At 53.0% G+C, this 20306-nt stretch carries 20 protein-coding genes; 8 read left to right on the top strand and 12 right to left on the bottom strand.

The annotated features are described in order from the left end of the window. Nucleotides 1-29: 29 nt before the first annotated feature. On the top strand, nucleotides 30-539 hold the full coding sequence (locus CMUST_RS05145; protein WP_047261617.1) for a MarR family winged helix-turn-helix transcriptional regulator: 510 nt from the start codon (nucleotides 30-32) through the stop codon (nucleotides 537-539). Nucleotide 540: 1 nt separating this feature from the next. Next, nucleotides 541-1791: an MFS transporter gene (locus CMUST_RS05140; RefSeq protein WP_047261616.1), complete on the top strand. Its 1251-nt coding sequence runs from the start codon at nucleotides 541-543 to the stop codon at nucleotides 1789-1791. Between the two features lie 101 nt (nucleotides 1792-1892). On the opposite strand, the gene CMUST_RS05135 is transcribed toward CMUST_RS05140, so the two are convergent. The 6 genes from CMUST_RS05135 to CMUST_RS05110 all read right to left on the bottom strand — a co-directional run bounded on the left by CMUST_RS05135 (nucleotide 1893) and on the right by CMUST_RS05110 (nucleotide 8217). Then, complete coding sequence (locus CMUST_RS05135) at nucleotides 1893-2669, bottom strand: enoyl-CoA hydratase (protein WP_047261615.1); 777 nt, start codon at nucleotides 2667-2669, stop codon at nucleotides 1893-1895. Between the two features lie 19 nt (nucleotides 2670-2688). Further along, nucleotides 2689-3585, bottom strand: a complete 897-nt coding sequence (gene mmsB, locus CMUST_RS05130) for a 3-hydroxyisobutyrate dehydrogenase (protein ID WP_047261614.1) — start codon at nucleotides 3583-3585, stop codon at nucleotides 2689-2691. 41 nt (nucleotides 3586-3626) lie between these two features. Then, nucleotides 3627-4670: an enoyl-CoA hydratase/isomerase family protein gene (locus tag CMUST_RS05125; RefSeq protein ID WP_047261613.1), complete on the bottom strand. Its 1044-nt coding sequence runs from the start codon at nucleotides 4668-4670 to the stop codon at nucleotides 3627-3629. Further along, nucleotides 4667-6172 (bottom strand): CoA-acylating methylmalonate-semialdehyde dehydrogenase, encoded by a 1506-nt coding sequence (locus tag CMUST_RS05120; RefSeq protein ID WP_047261612.1) that lies wholly within the window; start codon nucleotides 6170-6172, stop codon nucleotides 4667-4669. Before CMUST_RS05120 ends, CMUST_RS05125 begins: the two co-directional genes overlap by 4 nt. Before the next feature lie 117 nt (nucleotides 6173-6289). Next, nucleotides 6290-7465 carry an acetyl-CoA C-acyltransferase gene (locus CMUST_RS05115; protein WP_047261611.1) on the bottom strand — a complete coding sequence of 392 codons (1176 nt, stop codon included), beginning with the start codon at nucleotides 7463-7465 and terminating at the stop codon, nucleotides 6290-6292. Nucleotides 7466-7563: 98 nt separating this feature from the next. Then, complete coding sequence (locus CMUST_RS05110; RefSeq protein WP_047261610.1) at nucleotides 7564-8217, bottom strand: GAP family protein; 654 nt, start codon at nucleotides 8215-8217, stop codon at nucleotides 7564-7566. A gap of 471 nt (nucleotides 8218-8688) precedes the next feature. On the opposite strand from CMUST_RS05110, the gene CMUST_RS05105 reads away from it, so the two are divergent. The 5 genes from CMUST_RS05105 (at nucleotide 8689) to CMUST_RS05085 (ending at nucleotide 13416) form a co-directional block, all read left to right on the top strand. Beyond that, complete coding sequence (locus CMUST_RS05105) at nucleotides 8689-10119, top strand: glyceraldehyde-3-phosphate dehydrogenase (protein ID WP_047263394.1); 1431 nt, start codon at nucleotides 8689-8691, stop codon at nucleotides 10117-10119. 105 nt (nucleotides 10120-10224) lie between these two features. Continuing rightward, on the top strand, nucleotides 10225-10890 hold the full coding sequence (locus CMUST_RS05100) for an SMI1/KNR4 family protein (RefSeq protein ID WP_047261609.1): 666 nt from the start codon (nucleotides 10225-10227) through the stop codon (nucleotides 10888-10890). Nucleotides 10891-10909: 19 nt separating this feature from the next. Beyond that, nucleotides 10910-11545 carry a hypothetical protein gene (locus tag CMUST_RS05095; protein ID WP_047261608.1) on the top strand — a complete coding sequence of 212 codons (636 nt, stop codon included), beginning with the start codon at nucleotides 10910-10912 and terminating at the stop codon, nucleotides 11543-11545. Nucleotides 11546-11740: 195 nt separating this feature from the next. After that, complete coding sequence (locus CMUST_RS05090) at nucleotides 11741-12322, top strand: TetR/AcrR family transcriptional regulator (protein WP_047261607.1); 582 nt, start codon at nucleotides 11741-11743, stop codon at nucleotides 12320-12322. 62 nt (nucleotides 12323-12384) lie between these two features. After that, nucleotides 12385-13416 (top strand): DUF6882 domain-containing protein, encoded by a 1032-nt coding sequence (locus CMUST_RS05085; protein WP_236690162.1) that lies wholly within the window; start codon nucleotides 12385-12387, stop codon nucleotides 13414-13416. Here the strand turns inward: CMUST_RS05085 and CMUST_RS05080 are convergent. After that, complete coding sequence (locus tag CMUST_RS05080; RefSeq protein WP_047261605.1) at nucleotides 13405-14454, bottom strand: 3-hydroxyisobutyryl-CoA hydrolase; 1050 nt, start codon at nucleotides 14452-14454, stop codon at nucleotides 13405-13407. The genes CMUST_RS05085 and CMUST_RS05080 overlap by 12 nt on opposite strands. 110 nt (nucleotides 14455-14564) lie before the next feature. Here CMUST_RS05080 and CMUST_RS05075 point away from each other — a divergent pair, with 110 nt between their 5' ends. Beyond that, nucleotides 14565-15365 carry a Cof-type HAD-IIB family hydrolase gene (locus CMUST_RS05075; RefSeq protein WP_047261604.1) on the top strand — a complete coding sequence of 267 codons (801 nt, stop codon included), beginning with the start codon at nucleotides 14565-14567 and terminating at the stop codon, nucleotides 15363-15365. A 48-nt stretch (nucleotides 15366-15413) separates the two neighbouring features. Here CMUST_RS05075 and ppk2 read toward each other — a convergent pair whose 3' ends face one another. The 5 genes from ppk2 to CMUST_RS05050 all read right to left on the bottom strand — a co-directional run bounded on the left by ppk2 (nucleotide 15414) and on the right by CMUST_RS05050 (nucleotide 20290). Continuing rightward, nucleotides 15414-16280: a polyphosphate kinase 2 gene (ppk2, locus tag CMUST_RS05070; RefSeq protein WP_047261603.1), complete on the bottom strand. Its 867-nt coding sequence runs from the start codon at nucleotides 16278-16280 to the stop codon at nucleotides 15414-15416. Nucleotides 16281-16325: 45 nt separating this feature from the next. Next, complete coding sequence (locus CMUST_RS05065; RefSeq protein WP_047261602.1) at nucleotides 16326-17459, bottom strand: hypothetical protein; 1134 nt, start codon at nucleotides 17457-17459, stop codon at nucleotides 16326-16328. Next, entirely contained in the window at nucleotides 17452-17958 is a 507-nt protein-coding gene (locus CMUST_RS05060) for an RNA polymerase sigma factor (RefSeq protein WP_236690161.1), read from the bottom strand. The genes CMUST_RS05065 and CMUST_RS05060 overlap by 8 nt, the downstream gene beginning before the upstream one ends. 193 nt (nucleotides 17959-18151) lie before the next feature. Beyond that, nucleotides 18152-18487: a putative quinol monooxygenase gene (locus CMUST_RS05055; RefSeq protein WP_047261600.1), complete on the bottom strand. Its 336-nt coding sequence runs from the start codon at nucleotides 18485-18487 to the stop codon at nucleotides 18152-18154. A gap of 21 nt (nucleotides 18488-18508) precedes the next feature. Then, nucleotides 18509-20290 carry an ABC-F family ATP-binding cassette domain-containing protein gene (locus tag CMUST_RS05050; RefSeq protein WP_047261599.1) on the bottom strand — a complete coding sequence of 594 codons (1782 nt, stop codon included), beginning with the start codon at nucleotides 20288-20290 and terminating at the stop codon, nucleotides 18509-18511. Between the last annotated feature and the right edge of the window lie 16 nt (nucleotides 20291-20306).

Genomic DNA, 20306 nt, shown 5'->3' with positions numbered 1-20306 from the left:
ACAATCATTAGTGAGCAGCGGAGACTACAATGCCAACGCCTCGTTCCCCCATAGATTCCATTGCCGAAGCAAAACGCAATTGGCAGGCCCACGGCTGGGCGGATGCCGCCTCTGGCATGGCCACCATCACTGCCACCATTCGGGTAGCCCAGTTGCTGCGGCATCGTGCTGAAGAAATCCTTGAGCCGTTTGGTATCAGTTTTTCCCGCTATGAGTTGCTAGCCTTACTAATGTTCTCTCGCACCGGTGCTTTGCCCATGTCAAAAGCAAGCACCCGGCTCAACGTGCCGCCCGCCTCAGTGACGCACACCGTGGGACGGTTGGAAAAGGAAGGTTTAGTAAAACGCATCCCTGATCCCAACGACGGACGGGGCACCCTTGTATCGATCACCGATCAAGGTATTACCCTGGTCAACGCCGCCACGCCTGAGTTAAACAAGTTCTTCACGGACTTCGGGCTTGATTCTGACGACTGCGACCAGCTATTCGCCCTCTGCAACACATTGCGGGACGCGCTGGGCGAAAACATCGAAAAGTGACATGGCGTCTAGGAAACACCTTTTCGCGTTTCCTGCTTATCGACGCCTTATGGCTGGCCAAACAGCCAGCACTTTAGGTTCCAGCGTTTCTACGTTCGCGCTTTTTATCTACACCTTTGACACAACTGGCTCCGCGTCGCTTGCAGCAACCGTGAGTAGTCTTAGCGTCATCGCCACCTTATTGGTGTCAGTTCCGGCTGGTGCATGGATCGATAAAATCAATCCACTATCGGCGATTTTCGTCTCCGTTTGGTGTGGGCTTATCACCACCACGGCTGCTGTCTGCCTGCATTATTTCCTTGGCACTATACCAGCGGGATTTTTATGTGCGATTTCATTCCTGTTGGGCAGTGCCACTGCGCTTTTCGCCCCTGCGGAACGTGCCGTAATAAAACGAATGATCCCGCCGGAACTTCTAGGAACAGCAATGGCTATTAATCAGACGCGCTATTCCATTGGAACTGTGGGCGGCCCATTGGTTGGTGCAGTGTTATACGCGCGCGAAAAAGCGGCAGCTTTCGGTTTCGACCTAATCACCTATATTTTCGCTGCATGGATGTTTCGTTCCATTCCCTATGTCCACGTACCGCAGGTTCATGATTTAGAACTGGACACAACAGGTAACTATCGTGTTGTCATTACCTGGATTAAATCCAATCCACTGCTGTGCACGGTTGTCTGGTTTACACCCATTTTAAATTTCGCAATGTCAGGCAGTCTCAATTCTGTATATGTGATGATCGCCCACAATCCAACCGGCAGCACTCAGCTAGGGTGGTTTCAATCTAGCTATGGCTTATGTGGATTGCTGGGTTCTTTTATCGCAACCGCGATCGTCGCTCGTGTCCGCGGGGGTGTAATTCTGTGTTGCTGCGCCGTTATTTTTGCCATGGTTTTTCTTATTGCCCCCTGGCTTGATGGTTGGCTACCTGCCGCAGGGGTATTTGGGTGTTTTGCCTTAGCATTGCCATGTTTTAATGCGGTGCTCAGTGGATATTTTGTCATCGCGGTTCCGCACCACTATGTGGGCAAAGCCACTGCCATCATGGTCGTTACCGCAATGGGTTTTATGCCCCTAGGGATGTGGATTTCTGGCATCCTCATTGAAATCTATTCACCCGCGGTTTCTTTCTATTGTTTCGCAGCCGTTTTCACCATAGCCGTCATCGGGTTCTTGGCCACCCCAGCGGTTCGTTACCTTCCTGTTCTTCGAGAAATCCCATCTGGCACCACACATCAGGGCAATCAGTAACCGTTAATCGACACTTACACCAGAATCCAGCTAGGCGTTGTCCAAGAATACAAAAGCCACCACAAACATGTGAATACCTGTGGTGGCCTATGTATTAGGGTTTAGCTATGGGTGAAATTCGGGTCCCGTTTGTCCACGAAGGCAGCCATTCCTTCCTTCTGGTCATGAGATGAGAATCCGGAGTGGAATACCCGACGTTCAAAATCGATGCCCTGCGCCAACGTAGTTTCAAAAGCGGCGTTGACCACTTCTTTCACCATGATCGCCGCAACCTTTGATTTGGATGCAATGAGTTCGGCGGTGGTGAGGGCGTCGTCAAGCAATTCTTCATTCGGAACTACTCGGGCGACCAGGCCGGAACGTTCAGCTTCATCTGCGCCCATCATTCGCCCAGTCAGACACATTTCCATGGCTTTGGATTTACCGATTGCGCGGGTGAGCCGTTGCGAGCCGCCCATTCCAGGGATGACGCCCAGGTTAATTTCCGGCTGGCCGAATTTTGCGCTTTCTGAGGCGATAATGAAATCGCACATCATAGCCAGTTCGCAACCACCGCCGAGCGCATAGCCACTGACGGCAGCAATGATCGGGGTGCGCAGCCGGGTGAGGTCTTCCCAGCCTTTAAACCAGTTGGACATATACATTTCAGTGGCGGTTTTTTCCGACATTTCTTTGATGTCAGCACCGGCGGCGAAGGCTTTTTCACTGCCGGTGAGCACCACGCATCCGATGTTGATGTCGGTATCGAATGCGCGGGCGGCGGCAACTACCTCGTGCATTGTGGCGTCGTTGAGGGCGTTGAGGGCTTTCGGCCGGTTAAGGGTGATAATCCCGACCCGGCCCCGGGTTTCAACGAGGATATTCTCATAATCGCTCATCGGTTTTCTACCTTATCTTTTAAGAGTTTTCCCGAATGGTGTTGATGATGCCAGAGAAATCTTTAGCGGCACCCTCACCGTCGGCAAACGCTTTATATATTTCCACTGCCAGATTACCCATCTTTGCATCCGTGCCGGTTTGCGAAATGGCGTTTGCCGCTAATCCCAAATCCTTGGACATCAATGCACCGGCAAAACCAGGTTGGAAATCCCGGTTCGCGGGGCTGGTGGGTACCGGCCCCGGCACTGGGCAGTTTGTATTAAGCGCCCAGCAGCTTGCGGTTGCGGTGGATGCGACGTCGAAGAATACTTGGGGATCCACGCCAAGGGATTCTGCCAAGACAAATGCCTCTGACACCCCGATCATGGAAATGGCCAGCACCATGTTATTGCAGATTTTTACCGCTTGACCCGCGCCCGATTCACCGCAATGGATGATGTTTTTACCCATCGCCTCTAACACTGGTTTCGCAGCGACAAATCCTTCGTCGCTTGCCCCAACCATGAAGGTTAAGGTGGCATTCTGTGCCCCGACAATACCGCCCGACACTGGGGCGTCGATGCCTGGCCGGTGGCCTGCGTCCGCAGCCATCTGTGAGGCTTCCCTCGCGTCGGCAACATCCACGGTGGAGCAATCTATAAAGAGTGTCCCGACAGGTGCGGCTTTAAGGAAACCGTCGTCACCACTGTAAGCGGCTTTGAGGATGTTGCCGTTAGGCAGCATGGTTATCACAACGTCGGCTTCTGCCACTGCTTCCACGCCGGTGGTGCAGGGGATCACACCAGCAGCTTCAGCGGCATCGCGGGCAGCTTCGACGGGGTCGAAACCGTAGACCGTATAGCCAGCCTTGACTAGGTTTCCTGCCATTGGGCCACCCATGTTTCCCAGGCCGATGAAAGCTATGTTTTTAGCCATACTTTTTCCTTATCTGTAGTTGCTTGCTGGTTCGCCTATCGCTAGGTCAGGTTCAGCGGCGGAATTCTGTTGTCGCGAAGATTACCTATGATTGCCGCCACGCTTTCGTCGCTGACGTCATCAAGTGTGGCCGGATTCCATGTGGGGTTACGGTCTTTATCCACCACTTGGGCGCGCACTCCTTCGACGAAATCAGGTTCCCGGTGCATGTTGTTCGAGACCCGATATTCTTCTTCCAAGGCTTCGGCAAGACTCATGGTCGCTGCGCGCCGGATGGATTCTAAGGTGACTTTCACCGCAGTTGGGCTGTTGCGGCGAATCCGGTTTGCGGCATCGCGTGCCCAGTCGGAATCTGTGGCATCTAGATGTTCGAGGATTTCGGCCACGGAATCTGCCTGGTAGGCGGCCGTGATCTCCGATAGGTTGCCGTCAAAGGCTTCACCTGCCGGGCGGGCAAATTCCGCGATAACATCCGGGGAACCGGTTTCGCACAGCTTATCGACGAGCGCCGGGAGATCATCCTGCGGAACGTAGTAATCCGCCATTTCTGCTGCGATTGCTTCCGGTGCACCAACGTGAATTCCGGTGAGCCCCAAATGGATGCCCAGGTTATCCGGGGCATGCGACAAAAGGTACGAACCACCCACATCGGGTACGAATCCAATGCCGGTTTCTGGCATACCCACCCGAGTGTTATCGGTAACGATCCGGTGGGAACCATGAGCTGAGACCCCAATGCCACCGCCGAGGACAATTCCGGCCATGAGTGCCACATACGGCTTGGGGTATTCGGAAATCGCGAGGTTGAGGTGGTATTCGTCGTACCAGAACTTCGCGCCCTCAACTCCGTCATTACGAGCATCGTTATATAAGGCTATGATGTCGCCGCCAGCGCACAGTCCTCGCTCCCCCGCCCCCTGAAGGATTACAAGTTCAACGGCGTCGTTGTCCTCGTAATCCTTCAGAGCCTTCGCCATGAGCCCCACCATGTTGTGGTTGAGTGCGTTCATGGCCTTGGGTCGGTTGAGGATGATGATTCCCGCTTTACCCCGAATTTCGGTTAAGACTTCTGGGGCATCGGTCATGATTGGTCACCTAGCGGCATGATGAACTTCGCGCCGGTGGACGGTTCGGAAGGCCATCGTTCGGTGACAGTTTTGGTCTTGGTGTAAAAGCGGAACGCGTCCGGACCGTGCTGGTTGAGGTCGCCGAAGCCGGATGCCTTCCAGCCACCGAAGGTGTAGTAGCCGATCGGCACCGGGATGGGGACGTTGATACCCACCATGCCGACCTGCACCCGGGCGGCGAAGTCGCGGGCGGCACCACCGTTATTGGTCATGATCGCCACACCATTGCCGTACTCGTGGTCGTTGACCAGCTTGAGGGCTTCTTCGTAGTCGGATACGCGGACGATACACAACACTGGGCCGAAGATTTCGTCGGTGTAGATGGACATATCGGCGGTTACGTTATCGAACAGGCTTGGGCCGATGAAGAAGCCCGCCTCATGTCCTGGTACTACCAAGTCACGGCCATCGACGACAAGTTCAGCGCCGGCGTCAACGCCTTCGCCGATGTAGCGACGTACCCGGTCGAGGGCGTCGCGGCCAACCAGCGGGCCGTAGTCGGCGTTCGGGTCGTCGTATGCGCCGACCTTGAGGTTGGCGATGCGCTCTGTGAGCTTTTCGACGAGTACGTCTGCGGTCTCTTTTCCTACCGGCAATGCCACCGATAGTGCCATGCATCGCTCGCCAGCAGAACCGTAAGCTGCACCGACTAATGCGTCAGCGACCTGGTCGAGATCAGCATCTGGCATGATAATGCAGTGGTTCTTTGCGCCACCGAAGCATTGCGCCCGCTTGCCAAGTTCTGCTGCCCGGGAGAAGATTGACTGCGCAATTGGTGTGGAACCAACAAAGCCATAGGCGCGTACCCGAGGGTCTTCCATCAGCGCATCAACTGCGGTACGGTCGCCATTTACCACGTTGAAAATGCCATCGGGCAGCCCCGCTTCGGAAGCTAATTCCGCCAACCGGAACGGAACGCTTGGGCAGCGCTCTGACGGCTTGAGAATAAACGCGTTGCCAGCTGCGATCGCGGGGCCAAGCTTCCACAATGGAATCATCGCTGGGAAATTGAACGGTGTGATGCCAGCTACAACGCCAAGCGGCTGGCGCATGGAATACGTGTCAATTCCGGTGCCCACCGAATCGGAGTATTCACCCTTGAGCAGATGCGGTGCGCCCATCGCGAATTCCAAAACGTCCAAACCACGTTCGATGTCACCCTTGGCGTCGGCCAATACTTTGCCGTGCTCTGAGGAAAGTAAAGCTGCCAGTTCATCCATGTTTTCCCGGATAAGTTCGACAAATTTTCCGAGGATGCGTGCCCGGCGTTGCGGGTTAGTTGCTGCCCACTTTGGCTGTGCGGCTGCGGCAACATCAATCGCCTTGGTCACCTCGTCGCGGGTAGCCAATGCCACCCGCGCCTGCACTGCCCCCTCCGCTGGGTTGTAGACATCACCGAAGCGGTTTGACGTGCCGGATACGGTGTCACCGCCGATATAGTGGTGGACTTCACGGGTCATGGAAAACCTCCAAATTTTAAGCCAGATTATGTGTTTCAGATAACAATGTCTTGCGACCTGAGTCACAGTATAACTATTTCAAAGTTGAAATACTAGAGTTTTCGAAAAAACATATATTTATGCCTCTAACAGCAAGGCTTCCCCTTGCCCACCACCCCCACACAATGCCAACCCCGCCTTAGTGCCGCGCTTTTGATGCAACATGTGAGCTGCATGAACAACCAACCGAGCCCCCGAAGCGCCGACCGGATGCCCCAACGCAATCGCTCCCCCCTCCGTATTAATAGTTTCCACATCAATTCCCAATTCCTTCGCACTGTAAATCGCCACCGCAGCAAAGGCCTCATTAATCTCCACTACATCCAGGTCGGCAATATCCCACCCCTGCCGCGCCAGGGCCACTTCAAGGGCACGTGCTGGCTTGGCCTGTAAAGAATGATCCGGCCCAGCGATCTGGCCCGGCGCGCGCACTGTCGCCAATATCGGCCAGCCGGTTTTTTCGGCCATGCCCCTAGTGGTTAACACACACGCTGCGGCACCGTCGGTGATCTGAGATGAGTTTCCGGCGGTGATCGTCCCGTCTGGAGTAAAAGCTGGCCGCAAACCGCTTAGGCTTAAAACGGATGAGTCGGGTCGTACACCTTCGTCGGCACGCAGTTCACCCGCTTTAGTCCGTACCGGAACGATCTCAGCATCAAATAGCCCCGCTTCATGCGCAGCGTGTGCGCGTTGATGCGAGCGGGCCGCACATTCATCCTGTTCCTGCCGATCCAGGGGATATGTCAGACTAAAGGATTCAGTAAGCGCCCCCATGGACTCGCCACTACCAGCGGCCGATAGTGCATCGAAGGCCATGTGATCTTCGGTTGCCGCTGACCCATACTTATATCCCCGCCTGGCCCCTACAAGTAAGTGCGGGGCAAGCGACATGGATTCCATTCCACCTGCAACTACTACCTGAGCTTCGCCGGTCCGAAGTAGCCGGGCTGCGTCGATAACAGCAGTCAGCCCGGAAAGACACACCTTGTTAATAGTTAAGGTGTGTGCCTCTTCCTGGATTCCCGCGCCAAGTGCTGCCTGCTTAGCCGGATTTTGCCCCACCCCCGCCTGGAGAACTTGCCCCATGATCACCGCGTCGACCTTATCCCCTGGCACCTTCGCCTGTTCCAAGGCGCCACGGATAGCGATAGCGCCGAGCTGTGTGGCCGGGATATCCGATAGTCCACCCAGCAACTTCCCAAATGGGGTTCGTGCCGCCCCTACGATTACAACATCAGAACCTTGGTGCGTCATGCGCGCCACCTCACAATCTTTAATCTGTACGAATTTTTCCCTTATCGTACAGTTGTAGTGTGGCGCGCGCCACTGTTTTTTAAGAACAGTTTTTCAATCTACAGATGCAGGATACCCATCACGATAAGAACAACCGCCACGAGGTATCCAGCCACCGCGTTGGCTTGTTTCTTGTGGTTACGCACCCGTTCAAATACTCGCCCCAATCCACTTTCAGGCGCGCTACGCACCATTCCAACGGCCACCGCGGTCGCGGCCGGAAGAGATAATGCCAGACTGGCATAGAAGATCATCCCCACATAGCGAACCGCGACCGAAAAATCACCGGCACTGAGCACCGCAATACCCGCGAAAAAGGGCGCAGACGTCGCTGATTGAGCCAGCCCCAGAATCAAACCCGCACCGAATGTCTTAATCGTTGGACGCTGCAGCGGCGGAAGCAGCTTTGCCATTAGTGCCGAGGAATCCCCGCCCCGCCAGCTAAGAACAGCACTTGCCACACCCACCAGGATCAAAATGATGCCGAATGCGGATGATTCCACCAGGTGTTTGATGGGTTCTCCAATACCGTCAAACACAAACATTGTGAACAAGGCCAGCAGAAAAACCCCCAGCCAATCGCCTAGCACCAGTAGAAACGCTATTCGGCCATAGCGTGCCGAGGATGGCAACATAACACCGATAGCAACGATGACCCCGATGAGCAGTACATTAATAGAATCCAACAGGGCGTAGGTCACCGCATGCCACATACAAGCTAATCCTTACACTTTCTCTTAATCAGTTCGCGATCGTATTTTCCTACCACCATCGCGCCAGCCACAATTCAGCCACTTCTTGCATCAAGCGTGAAACATCATTGACGTATCCCATAGTGTAGCTGCCAGTACCACGCCACTACATAACCGGCAAAAGATAGTCTTGCATTCATGACCAGCACCGCAGATCACCGCACCGTTGGTCGTCGAAAAGCAACTGGGGTGACACCATGTGTCCCAATACAGCTTGCCCTTACCCGTGTCTGCATTGGAAAAAGATGGATCGCATTAATAAATGGAAAAACTAATACCCCCATTTCAAACATAGAAACCTTAAAGTGCACTAATATCTTGGGGGTACGTGTGACACACACCGTCGCACCTGCACTGGACTTTTGCACTGTTTTAAGTCCACACCTGATTCTCACCTATCCACATTTTTACGCTGCAAGGAAAAACTCCCCCATGGCTCAGGACTGGAATGAAAAACTCGAATCGGCGCAACAGATGCTACCGCTGATTCACACGCTACATCGCACCAATAACGTTGTAACCTCCATCTTTGGTCGGCTGCTTATCGACGTCACCGATATCGACATCATCAAAGCGCACCGCTACTCCCGGCTTGCAACCGATACTGAGCTCTCCCCCAGCGACACCCTGCCCATTCTGCAAGCACTATCTGAGCTAAATCTCGGGTCCGCCTCCATTGACCTTGGCAGCCTGGCGGTAAAGTACGCTGAAACCGGTGGCGACATCTCCCAGTTCCTCCGCACCGAATTGGCAGATGTTATTGACGGTAATTCCACGCCAGAGTCTCGTGACGTTGTTCTCTATGGTTTTGGCCGTATCGGTCGGCTTTTGGCACGTATCCTTATTTCCCGGGAAGCTGCCTATGGTTCCGTTAAGCTACGCGCTGTTGTCGTGCGGAAAAACGGCGATAACGACCTCCAGAAACGTGCTTCCCTATTGCGTCGCGACTCGGTGCATGGTGCGTTCAACGGCACCATTACCGTTGATGAAGAAAACAATGTCATTTGGGCCAACGGCACCAAGATTCAGGTGATCTATTCCGATGACCCAGCAACCGTTGATTACACCTCCTACGGAATCTCCGACGCCATCGTTGTCGACAACACCGGCCGGTGGCGTGATCGGGAAGGCCTTAGCCAACATCTGAAATCCACAGGTGTCGCCCGGGTGATCCTCACCGCACCCGGCAAGGGTGATTTGAAAAACGTAGTGTATGGCATCAACCACGATGACATCACTGATGCTGATCAGATCATCACCGCCGCTTCATGCACCACCAACGCCATCACTCCTGTGCTGAAGGTACTCAACGATCACTATGGCGTGAAATACGGACACGTGGAAACCGTACATTCGTTCACTAATGACCAAAACCTGATTGACAATTTCCACAAAGGGGAGCGGCGCGGCCGGGCAGCAGGCTTGAATATGGTGCTTACCGAAACCGGTGCAGCAAAGGCAGTGGCTAAGGCCCTACCAGAACTGGAAGGCAAACTGACCGGCAATGCCATTCGGGTACCTACCCCAGACGTATCCATGGCAGTACTCAACCTCACTTTGGAAAAAGAAGTCACTCGCGATGAAGTAAACGCATTAATGGACCGGGTGGCACTTTTCTCCAACTTACGGCAGCAAATTTCCTATATCCAGTCCCCGGAGGTTGTGTCCACCGACTTCGTAGGCACCACCCACGCTGGCATCGTTGATGGCTTAGCTACCATCGCCAACGGAAATCACCTGGTGCTCTACGTCTGGTACGACAATGAGTTTGGCTATTCCAACCAGGTAGTGCGCATCGTTGAGGAAGTAGCTGGCGCTCGCCCCATCGTTTTACCGAAGCGTATTGATCAAAAGGAACTCTAGCTAGATTCTCTCACGTTACGCCGCTTCGCCTAAAACACCCACTCTTAAGCTGTGGACGCAGTTACGCTGGCGGGGCGGCTTAGTGCTTTTTTAAAGGCAGGTGTCGTGACGGTTAGTGAAGCCACCAGAAAACAGCACCACCTATCGGCGCTACAAACAGCGCTCATTTTTCTTTCTCCCACCATGTATTCTCCCACTCCACCCCTTCTACGCTACGGTTTGGCGTACGCCGCCAGGTGCCACAACGGCGAGGAAATGAAATTACCACCACCGGCCACCACGACAAATCTAGCGGTGATTTTAAACCGCTACCCGCTCGCACCACCAGGTCTGCTTGACATATACCGCCACGTTGATGGCACGTGGCCGCCACCATCGACCTTAGAGCCTGGGCTTCCGCTTTTTCGGTGGCCGACCGCTAACTCGGCAAATTTACTTCCCAGTTGGGCAGTAATCGACGGCGCCGATTTCTCTCATCCCCAATCCCGGGGTGAAAAATCGGCGGGAACTATTGCGGAGCTTTTCGACGGCAATCTGCCGGAACGTTTCGATCCGCGCATCGATCCGACTGTTCTGATCTCAGATTGGTTGTGGTTTGGATCCGATGGTGTCGCCACGGAACTGTTCATTGATTTTCACCCCGGCCCAGGTGGGGTGTGTGGCCAGATAATCAACCCCATTGCGGGTGTCGTATACGCGTCGACATTCACGGCATTCCTGGATATCTGCGTGCGGCATTATCATGAGCTTTTGTCAGTGCCACCCAGCTAGCCCCAGGAGGCGAAACCTAATGCCTATTCCGCCAGTATTATCCCAACTCACCACCTCCGAACTGTATAAGCGTGCCCAAGCGTTATCGATAGTAGAAACTATTAATAGCCCCGAATGGTCGGATCGCTATTTTTCCATCAACCCAGACTGGTCCGATAACGAGCAATCGGCGGAGGGCCGCGACGGCCAGGGGGACAGCCTGCTGATCGCATTCCAGCCGGAAGGAGTAGCCATCAATGGCTTTTGCATAAATGAGGCATCCGCAGCCACCAGCCACCTAGTCGGCGTTGATGTTCCGGAATGCTTCTCTGAGTTCTATTTTGGTAAGCCAGTCGCCACTATTGGTAGTTCGTTCTGTTTCTACTCGTTACACGACGGAAAGTGGCGCGGCCGAGAAGCAGAAGCGGGGATCAGCGATTTCTGGTTGGGCTTTTTCGACGGCGATCCGACCACCTATCGTGACTGGGCGGTGGATTATTATGACGAGCAACCCGGGCTCGAACAACCCGGCGCACTTGATGTCATTGCCAGCATTTATGCCCACCACCCACTCAGCCGAGCACAGGTTACCCAATTGGCGCCGGATTTTGATGACTGGGCAATGCTTAAAGCAGAGGCGAGCGCCATCGGATTCCCGCTTGGTCCCGACTTTTAAGAAATAGTGCTAGTTGTACCCCATCCCCCACCCCCGAACACCAATAACAAAAGCACAAAAGCTACACTTTGGTGCTGAAATAGACACGGTGGGATTTTTTAAGCCTTGACCACCCCATAAGTAGGCAACTTTCGATTACCATTTTTTTCGTTAGTTCCAAAAACCACTTCTCATTATTAACCAAGGAGCCAGCGCGTGGGAGAAATCCGAGAAGCTAAAAAAGCCGCAACCCGCAAAGCACTCGCACGCGCCGCCGCAGAAATTGCTAGGGATCGCGGAGTAGAAGCCATGAGCATCGCCGCGATCACCATGAAAGTGGGAGTGTCCCAACGCACTTTCCATAATTATTTCGACTCCAAAGACGACGCCATTATCGAATTTGCGATTTTATGCGTCGATAACCTAATTGACACCATCACTGGCCTAGCGCAACGTGACAATCTCATTGATGCCGTCGAAGAAGCCGTGGTTAAACACTTAGAAGTGGCTGATGAAGATCTTGAATCTTTTTTCTCGTTGAAACTCATGCGCGAACAGTTCGACGTTTATAATAAGGAACGACGCTTCGATGGTGTCAGAGAATTACAACAGCGGGTTTTGGAAAAAACCCAAGCATTGTATCCGGAATTGAGCCCGTTGGGGGTACGGGTGCAATTAACTGCAGCGGCCAGCACCGCCAAGTTAGCGTTGGATTTCTATTATTCGTACCATCACGACGAGGGGAAGCAAAAGGCTATTTCCCTTGTCCATGAGGCATTCGCCCAGTTGCGGCGCTAAACTTAAAACCCAATAGGGAAAGGTTATGGTGATCTCCGGTGTTTCTAAGTGCGCCTTTGTCATTGAGTGATGTTGTTACCGATGGCTTTATCACTCAAGCAGGCATTGATGATATGTTCCGGCTGCGAGGCAACATCACGGAAGTAGAATACAACCCACAGGGTGATAGCTACGAGGTGGTCCTTCACTACGGCAAAGAAACACAAGTTTTTGATGCCCAGATAGTCGCACACATCGACGCCGACCGCACCACATGGTCGTGGATCACCGAACCCCAGTTTGGTTTCCTGGGAACCTGGCCGAGTGATGACATGATCACCGCCGCGCGGACACTACATAACAACGGCCCAAGCTTTTTAGTGCCCCGCGCAGACGGAGCTACCGATGTGGTGTTGATTGATCGGAACGAATTTCCTGCCCTGCATCCACGCACCGCATTATGCGTGGGTTTAGCCACGATGCCCGAAACTATGGATATCCAACGGGCCATTTTAGCTTTTAGCGCAGTCAATCAACTCAGCATCCATGTTGATGAAAACACAATCACATTTGAGGACGGAACTGTCGTCGATCTTACAGCGCGCCGGGTTATCGGACCGCTGTCCTTTGCCGATGTAGTTGCTGACGCATTCTATTTCTCCGCTGAGCATCAACTGTTCTTTGACGGTAATTACCCCTCCCCGCTGGTCGCTTTTCAGCCGGAAACTAACTCATTGATCATCAACGATTCTGTAACTGCCCACGGTATTTTAGTCGGCACAATCACCGATAAGGTTTTCCGGTGGGCCAATGTTCCAGTGCTTCGCCAATTTGCGGTGGAAAACGGAGTATCGGAGTTCCTTCGACCAGAAATCCCTGTGTCTGATGCAGCCGAGCTGGGGTTAGATTGCGCCGCGAAGCGCATTCTGCGACATTGGACGCATGTTTTCGTTCAGCTTGACGACGACACCACCGCGCTGGTTCTCGCCGATGGCCCTACCCTACGGCTGCCGGCGAAAACTGTCGAAGCAACAGAGGCGGTATTAGCTATCCCAGCACCGCCTCATATCGACCGTGATCGCGCTGTTGCCAGCTACCAGCAATTACGGGGTTAATGGCTTCAGTATCGCCCGGTATTTGCCAGGGTCTACCTCGGCAAACGTCGCGGGACTAAAGTGTGGATTCCGACACTTATCCACCAAAACCGCCCGGATGCCTTCGGCAAAATCCGGTTCCCGTCGGATCACTTCACCCAGGGCGGTTTCCAGGGCCAATTCCTGACGAATATCGCCGCATTTCGCCGCTGCCGCCATCAGTTCGGTAGCGGCAACAATCGCAGATGGGCTGGAATTTTCGATGTGCTCACGCACAATAGCAACAAAATCACGATTGGGGTGCTCCGCAAGTGCCGCTTCAATTTCTGCCCAGCTAGCAAAGTTAAACGTCGCCTCGATGTCGTCGAAAAGCTCTGCAAGTTTCGACTTCTCCGGGATTTCTGAAGCGAACCGCTCCACCGCTGCATCAATACCATCAGTGATGACCTGTTCGTGGAATTTCGCTATATGTGCGTGTGGCACAAAATGAGTGGCAAGCCCCGACCACATCATGTCGGCGGGACTTAACCGCCAACCGGTGAGCACCAAAAATAAAGCCAACGCGGGTGAAGCCACACCGCGCTCACCCACCATACGTTGCAGCATGTATGGTAACCCGACGTCCGGGATGTAACCGATAGCCATTTCCGGCATAGCCGCGAATGCGTTTTCGGTGATGACTCGGTGGCTGCCATGAGCAGAAATACCAAGCCCGCCTCCCATAGCCACCCCATCAATAATGGCAATATACGGTTTGGGAAAATGCGCGAGGTCACCATTCATGTTGTATTCAATGGCGAAGAACTTATCGGCCAATTCCGGCGTACCATTAATAACAACTTCCCGAGCAAATCGAACGTCGCCCCCAGCACAAAAACCTTTTTCCGAATTGGAATAGACGATAACCTGAGTCACAGTATCATCTGCCGCCCACTGTTTTAAGTGGTTATCAATGATGTCGATCATCTCCGGGTTAAGCGAATTAAGGGCCCGAGGCCGGTTTAATTCAAAAATTCCGGTACTGCGTTCCACTCGGCTGAGAATGTAATTTTCAGTCATGCAAACCAGTGTTCCATATCACTATTCCTTGTGCAGCAATTTATACCTGTAATCTTGAACCGGAGCCTAAACCTAAAAATAATCAAAACAATTCAAAAGGATAACAACACATGCATTACCGGTTAGTGGCCAGCGACATGGACGGAACACTACTGGATGGCCAACGCCGCATACCTGAAGATTTTTGGCCCGTTCTTGAGCAAATGCATAACGAGGGAGTGCATTTCGCACCGGCTTCTGGTAGGCAGCTATACACCCTCATCGATCAATTCGCACCAGCCGGTTTCCCAGTGTCGATCATCGCAGAAAATGGCACTATCGTGTACCACGAGGGGGAAATTATTTCCACCACGACGATCAATCCGGAATCTGCCGGTGCAGTAGTAAGTGCAGTGTCTTCCGACAATTCGCGTGACTGGGGTCTGGTGCTCTGCCGCACCGATGGCGCCTTTGTCACCAGAACTGACCGGCCGTTTCTGGACCAGTGTGAGCCTTACTATGCCAGATTGTCAGCCGTCTCAGACCTTAGAGAATATGTAACCGACGACGTTATTAAAATCGCATTGTTAATCTTCGACGACGCCGAACACGTTGCAGCCCCCATCATGCGTGACGTGGCCCATGATTTAACGGTAGCGGTGTCAGGTAAGCACTGGATAGACATGTACAATCCCGCCGCGAACAAAGGCATCGCATTTGAAAAGCTAGCCGCAGCTCTCGGTATTCCGATGTCGCAAACCGTAGCGTTCGGCGACTACCTCAACGACACCGAACTGATCAAAGCCGCTGGCCGCTCCTACGCTATGGCGAATGCACACCCAGACATCATCGCGGCGGCAGATTTTCTTGCCCCCGCAAACACCGACAACGGTGTGATCACCGAACTTCAGAACCTTCTTGCTGGTGCATAGTTAATCCGGGCGTTACTCACAACAGCAACGCCCGGTTTCCGGCGCTGGCTATTTATCTCGGTTTTTCTTCAGCTCCAGCTCCGCAGCAACATCCGGCACATAGCGGAAGTCTGAACGCGGTGGTCGCTCGTAGCCAGTCTCGGAACTTGGCCTATTGGGGATCTCTGGAAGCGGTCGGTCGATTTTCTCATACGGGATCGTCGATAGCAGGTGAGAAATGACGTTGATCCTAGAACGTTTCTTATCCTCAGATTCCACCGTATACCACGGCGCTGAAGGGATATCGGTGTGGATAAACATCTCGTCTTTTGCCCGCGAATAATCTTCCCAGCGCGTTATGGACTGCAAATCCATGGGTGACAGTTTCCACCGCCGCAGGGGGTCATTGCGACGAGATTTGAAACGAGCAATCTGTTCATCATCAGATACTGAGAACCAGTATTTCCGCAACATAATGCCATCTTCAACGAGGAGCCGCTCAAAAATCGGGGCTTGGTGCAAAAACCGGCGATATTCCTGGGAAGTACAAAAACCCATCACCCGTTCGACACCAGCGCGGTTGTACCATGAACGGTCAAAGATGACTATCTCACCTTTGGTAGGCAGACGCTCAATATATCGCTGAAAATACCATTGTCCCTTTTCACGTGAGCTAGGTGTAGGTAACGCTTCAATGCGACAAGTACGCGGATTTAAATACTGGGTTATACGCTTGATGGCTGACCCCTTGCCAGCGGCGTCGCGTCCTTCCATGATAATCACGAGTCGAGCGCCAGTCTCCACGACCCACTGCTGCATGTCAACCAGCTCTGCCTGCAACCGTTTCAATTCGGTTTCATAGGCTTTTTTCGATAACTTCGCTGGTTTTGGATGCTTTGATGCTGGCTTCTTCTTCGCTTTTTTCTCTTTCGCCATGGTATTAAATGTAGTTCTTGATGGTAGGCGATACAAGAATATTAGTTAGTATTCTTCGAGACATTCAACGGAAAAAGTTTCATGTTGCGGTGCATATCGCCACGGCTTGGGGTAGCTAATATCCAAAATGGAATATGTCTTCATGTTTAAACCACAGCTGTGGATTTCCCGCGCAGCAATAGATACATCTGTTTCTTGAATAGTTCCATCCGCGCATGAGGGCGTGCAGTCGTTGACATGGGCGATAGCGGAACCAGTGACGTTTTCTTTACCCCAGGAATCCCAGCGGATGCTATCAAGCCGGTAATTGCCGTCACCGCAGCTAAGGTCGATTTCGGCTGGTGGGTTCGTTGCGTCAACGGCAACGCAATCAAATGATCCCGCTTTAAGAACCGTTGTGGTAATCCCCTCGCCCATCAAACCTTGCACCCGGATCACCTGGCCAGAATCCGCCAAGATGTCGAAACTAAGCTTTTCAGATTCCCGAGTAACTGATACGACCTTCCCGGTTTCGGTATCTTTTGGTTGTTTCTGAACAGTGTTGCCCTCTTGTTGAATCAAAAACTCGTAGAGCACTTGTCGTTGTTGTTTGGTTACCCCAGGAGTCAACATCAGATGAAGCGCCCCCTTGGTCGGCGATTCCGGCTGAATTTCCGCAGCTAATGCGGCAAGTTCGGAAGGTTCAGTGATTTCCGGCACCACCATGTTCGGAACCGGGTTCTCATGGTATGTTTTCAACGCACCTTTTAAGCTACCGGAGCTTTGTATCTCGTCCACAACTACCTGCCCATTGCCATCTGCTCGGACTGTCGTGGTTACTTTCCCTAAGCTATCAGCATCTTCCCTGGTGAGGTAGTGCACGCCTTTAAAATCATCCACAGCATCCGGTAGACCATGAGCGGAATCTGGTTCAGCAAACACGACCGAGTCTTCTCGCCCTTGTTGGGTAACCGGAGTTAAGTTGAGAACGAAAGCCGCTCCACCTGCGAAGACAGCGACCGCCGCGGCCATTGATAGCCACTGATTAGTGGTGGCGAATCTACGCGAAGGCGTTGTATCGGTTGCTAATATTTGATTGAGCGTTGACTGCTTGACCCGGATATCCTCTTCGCTGAGTTCAATTGACGGCACCGGATTGATTGATCGCAATTGTTCTAGTATTTTGTCTTGGCTATCCATCGACAGGCTCCTTGATTTTTTCTGCAAGGCGGTGCCGCGCACGATGAAGGCGCACCCGCGCATTCTCGGGTGATATGTCTAAAACTTGTGCAATTTCTTTGGGATTCAAATCCTCCCAGGTATGCAATCTAAGAATTTCTTGGTCTGCTTCAGCAAGCCCAGCCATTGCCGCGCGAATATCGATTTTCGCAGCTACAGCATCATCCATTCCGACAACGACTAAGTTCCTACGTTGTGCCACTTTAAGGTGTAAATCCTGATCGCGACCTCGTCCTCGATAAAACTCTAAAAGTACATTTCGTGCAATCCCATACAGCCACGGTAACGGAGGATTGCCAGCAGAATCCCATTTTGTCCACGCACGAAGGAAAACCTCAGCAGCTAATTCCGTTGCTTGGTCACAATCACTGCGACGCCGTAGATAAGCAAGCACCCGGGGATAATCTTCGTGGTACGTAGCCTCAAACTGTGCTCGACTATCCGAAGTCCGATTGAACACAACTCTCCTTGCGCTAAAACTATCAATCATCGGCGTTTTGTATGTAGGTGGCTACCAGCCTCATCGTGCATAGTGGTGGTCTAGCCAGAAACGACGACTCAACGCATTACATCATGCTCTCTCCTTAAAAAGTTGTTCTTACAAGATTGCACTTTATTTGTGTCGAAACTAATCGCACCGTTACACGAGATTGTTAACTCGTCGTCGACTCGACTTTAAACTCCGCCATCCGATCCCAATGCGTTTTACCTGGGATGAGGGTATTGATGATTTCTGGGGTTTCAACCAGTAATTTCGGCAGCTCTTCACAGGCCCTGCGGAAATGTTCAGAGGACACATGCGCCTCTGCGCCGTCGTCGGCAAAGCCTTCGATCAAAATAAATTGTTGCGGATCAGCGGGATCAACGTACCAATCAAAGAATAAGTTGCCTTCCTCAGCACGAGTGGCATCCGTGTACCACTGAATAGTGTCAAGAAATGACGCTGCATATTCCGGGCGGGCAGTGAATTTCACATTAATTAAAATCATGAGTCCTCATTCTAGTCGCACTTAGCTTTCTAGTTCCTCCCCCAATTCCAACCACCGCAACTCCAAATCGGAGATTTCTGCTTGCAACTGTTGCACTTTGTCATTGAGCTCGGTCAAAAGCGCAACATCCATGGCTGCCGCAGCCATCTGGGTTTCCAACTCCGCTACCTGTTCCCGCCGATTATCCAATTTACGCTCGATCGAATTGAGTTCCTTCTGCAACTTACGGGTAGCCGCGAAGTCACGTCCGGACGCTTTCGGGGTATCTGGTTGCGGTTGTTTTCTCGGTGTGTCCGCCTTGGCTAATGCTTGTCGACGCTTCAGGTACTCATCAATACCGCCAGGCAAATTGCTAAGCGTCCCGTCGCCAAAAAGTGCCCAGGTGGAATCCGCAATACGCTCAATCAAATACCGGTCGTGGGAGATAACTACCAACGTGCCCGCCCAGTTATCCAACAAGGATTCCAATTCTTGCAGCGTATCAATATCCAGATCGTTGGTGGGCTCGTCGAGAAGCAAAAGATTAGGCTCGGACATGAGCACCCGAGTAAGTTGCAACCGGCGCCGCTCGCCACCAGATAAGTCACCCACTGGCGTGCGCTGCCGTTTAGCGCTAAAGCCCAATCGCTCGGCCAGCTGCGAAGCTGACAGTTCTTTCTTGCCCAGTTGCACATAATGCGCTACATCTTCAACCGCTGCAAGCACCGTCATCTGCGGATCAAGATCATCTAATTCCTGACGCAACCAGCCCAACCGAACCGTGCGCCCCTCAATCCGCTTCCCGGCACTAAGCGGGTACTCCCCCGCCAGGCACCGCAGCACAGTCGTCTTCCCGGAACCATTAACCCCCACCAAACCAATCCGCTCACCCGGCGCCAACCGCCACGTCAGATCGTCGACAAGCATCCGCCCATCCGGGGTTTCTATGCGGGCATCCTCCAGCTCCACCACCACTTTGCCTTGGCGTTGTTTCGCAAACGCCAGCAACTCAACCTTATTGCGCGGCTCCGGAACATCGGCGATCAACGCCTCAGCAGCCGCAATCCGATACCGTGGTTTCGATGTACGTGCTGGCGCACCACGCCGCAACCAGGCTAGTTCCTTACGAGCAAGATTCTGACGCCGCTGTTCAGCAGCATCAGCTTGACGGGCGCGTTCGGTTCGGGCAAAGATCCAATCGTTATAGCCACCTTCGTAGGTGTCAACCTGGCCATCATGCACTTCCCACGTGGTAGTGGCAACGGTATCCAAAAACCACCGATCGTGTGTGACCACCACAAGTGCGATCTTACGAGCCAACAGGTAATCTGCCAGCCACTGCACCCCCTCAATGTCAAGATGGTTGGTAGGCTCATCCAGCACCACCAAGTCCAGTTCTTTAACCAGCGCCGCCGCTAGATTCACCCGACGACGTTCACCACCCGATAACTGCCCAACCTGAGTATCCAACCCCAGATCTATAATTCCAAGCCCAGTAAGCACTTCCCGCACCCGTGCATTCGCTGCCCACTCGAAGGTTGGCACCCCAAGCGGAGCCAAAACGACGTCTGCGACCGTATCCGAATCAGAGAGATTGATCCGTTGCGTCACCACCGCCATCCGCAATTGCTTATTATGGCTCACTCGACCAGAATCCGGCGGCTCAATCCCCGTGAGCACCTCCAACAACGTGGTCTTCCCACCACCGTTGATGCCCACCACCCCGATTCGATCACCGGTTTGAATACCAAGGCTTACCCCATCAAGAAGGGTTTTTAAACCAAAGGATTTAGAGACGTTTTCCAGATTGATCAGATTGGCCATTGAGGTTTTCTCATTA

The organism is Corynebacterium mustelae (genome assembly GCF_001020985.1).
Lineage (GTDB): Bacteria > Actinomycetota > Actinomycetes > Mycobacteriales > Mycobacteriaceae > Corynebacterium > Corynebacterium mustelae.
The sequence above is the reverse complement of the archived record's forward strand: the minus strand, read 5'-3'. Positions and strand labels throughout refer to the sequence as shown.

Coding starts and splice junctions, on each gene's coding strand:
- CMUST_RS05145 (WP_047261617.1), top strand. CDS start 30: ATGCCAACGCCTCGTTCCCCCATAGATTCCATTGCCGAAGCAAAACGC.
- CMUST_RS05140 (WP_047261616.1), top strand. CDS start 541: ATGGCGTCTAGGAAACACCTTTTCGCGTTTCCTGCTTATCGACGCCTT.
- CMUST_RS05135 (WP_047261615.1), bottom strand. CDS start 2,669: ATGAGCGATTATGAGAATATCCTCGTTGAAACCCGGGGCCGGGTCGGG.
- mmsB (WP_047261614.1), bottom strand. CDS start 3,585: ATGGCTAAAAACATAGCTTTCATCGGCCTGGGAAACATGGGTGGCCCA.
- CMUST_RS05125 (WP_047261613.1), bottom strand. CDS start 4,670: ATGACCGATGCCCCAGAAGTCTTAACCGAAATTCGGGGTAAAGCGGGA.
- CMUST_RS05120 (WP_047261612.1), bottom strand. CDS start 6,172: ATGACCCGTGAAGTCCACCACTATATCGGCGGTGACACCGTATCCGGC.
- CMUST_RS05115 (WP_047261611.1), bottom strand. CDS start 7,465: ATGACGCACCAAGGTTCTGATGTTGTAATCGTAGGGGCGGCACGAACC.
- CMUST_RS05110 (WP_047261610.1), bottom strand. CDS start 8,217: ATGTGGCATGCGGTGACCTACGCCCTGTTGGATTCTATTAATGTACTG.
- CMUST_RS05105 (WP_047263394.1), top strand. CDS start 8,689: ATGGCTCAGGACTGGAATGAAAAACTCGAATCGGCGCAACAGATGCTA.
- CMUST_RS05095 (WP_047261608.1), top strand. CDS start 10,910: ATGCCTATTCCGCCAGTATTATCCCAACTCACCACCTCCGAACTGTAT.
- CMUST_RS05080 (WP_047261605.1), bottom strand. CDS start 14,454: ATGACTGAAAATTACATTCTCAGCCGAGTGGAACGCAGTACCGGAATT.
- CMUST_RS05075 (WP_047261604.1), top strand. CDS start 14,565: ATGCATTACCGGTTAGTGGCCAGCGACATGGACGGAACACTACTGGAT.
- ppk2 (WP_047261603.1), bottom strand. CDS start 16,280: ATGGCGAAAGAGAAAAAAGCGAAGAAGAAGCCAGCATCAAAGCATCCA.
- CMUST_RS05065 (WP_047261602.1), bottom strand. CDS start 17,459: ATGGATAGCCAAGACAAAATACTAGAACAATTGCGATCAATCAATCCG.
- CMUST_RS05055 (WP_047261600.1), bottom strand. CDS start 18,487: ATGATTTTAATTAATGTGAAATTCACTGCCCGCCCGGAATATGCAGCG.
- CMUST_RS05050 (WP_047261599.1), bottom strand. CDS start 20,290: ATGGCCAATCTGATCAATCTGGAAAACGTCTCTAAATCCTTTGGTTTA.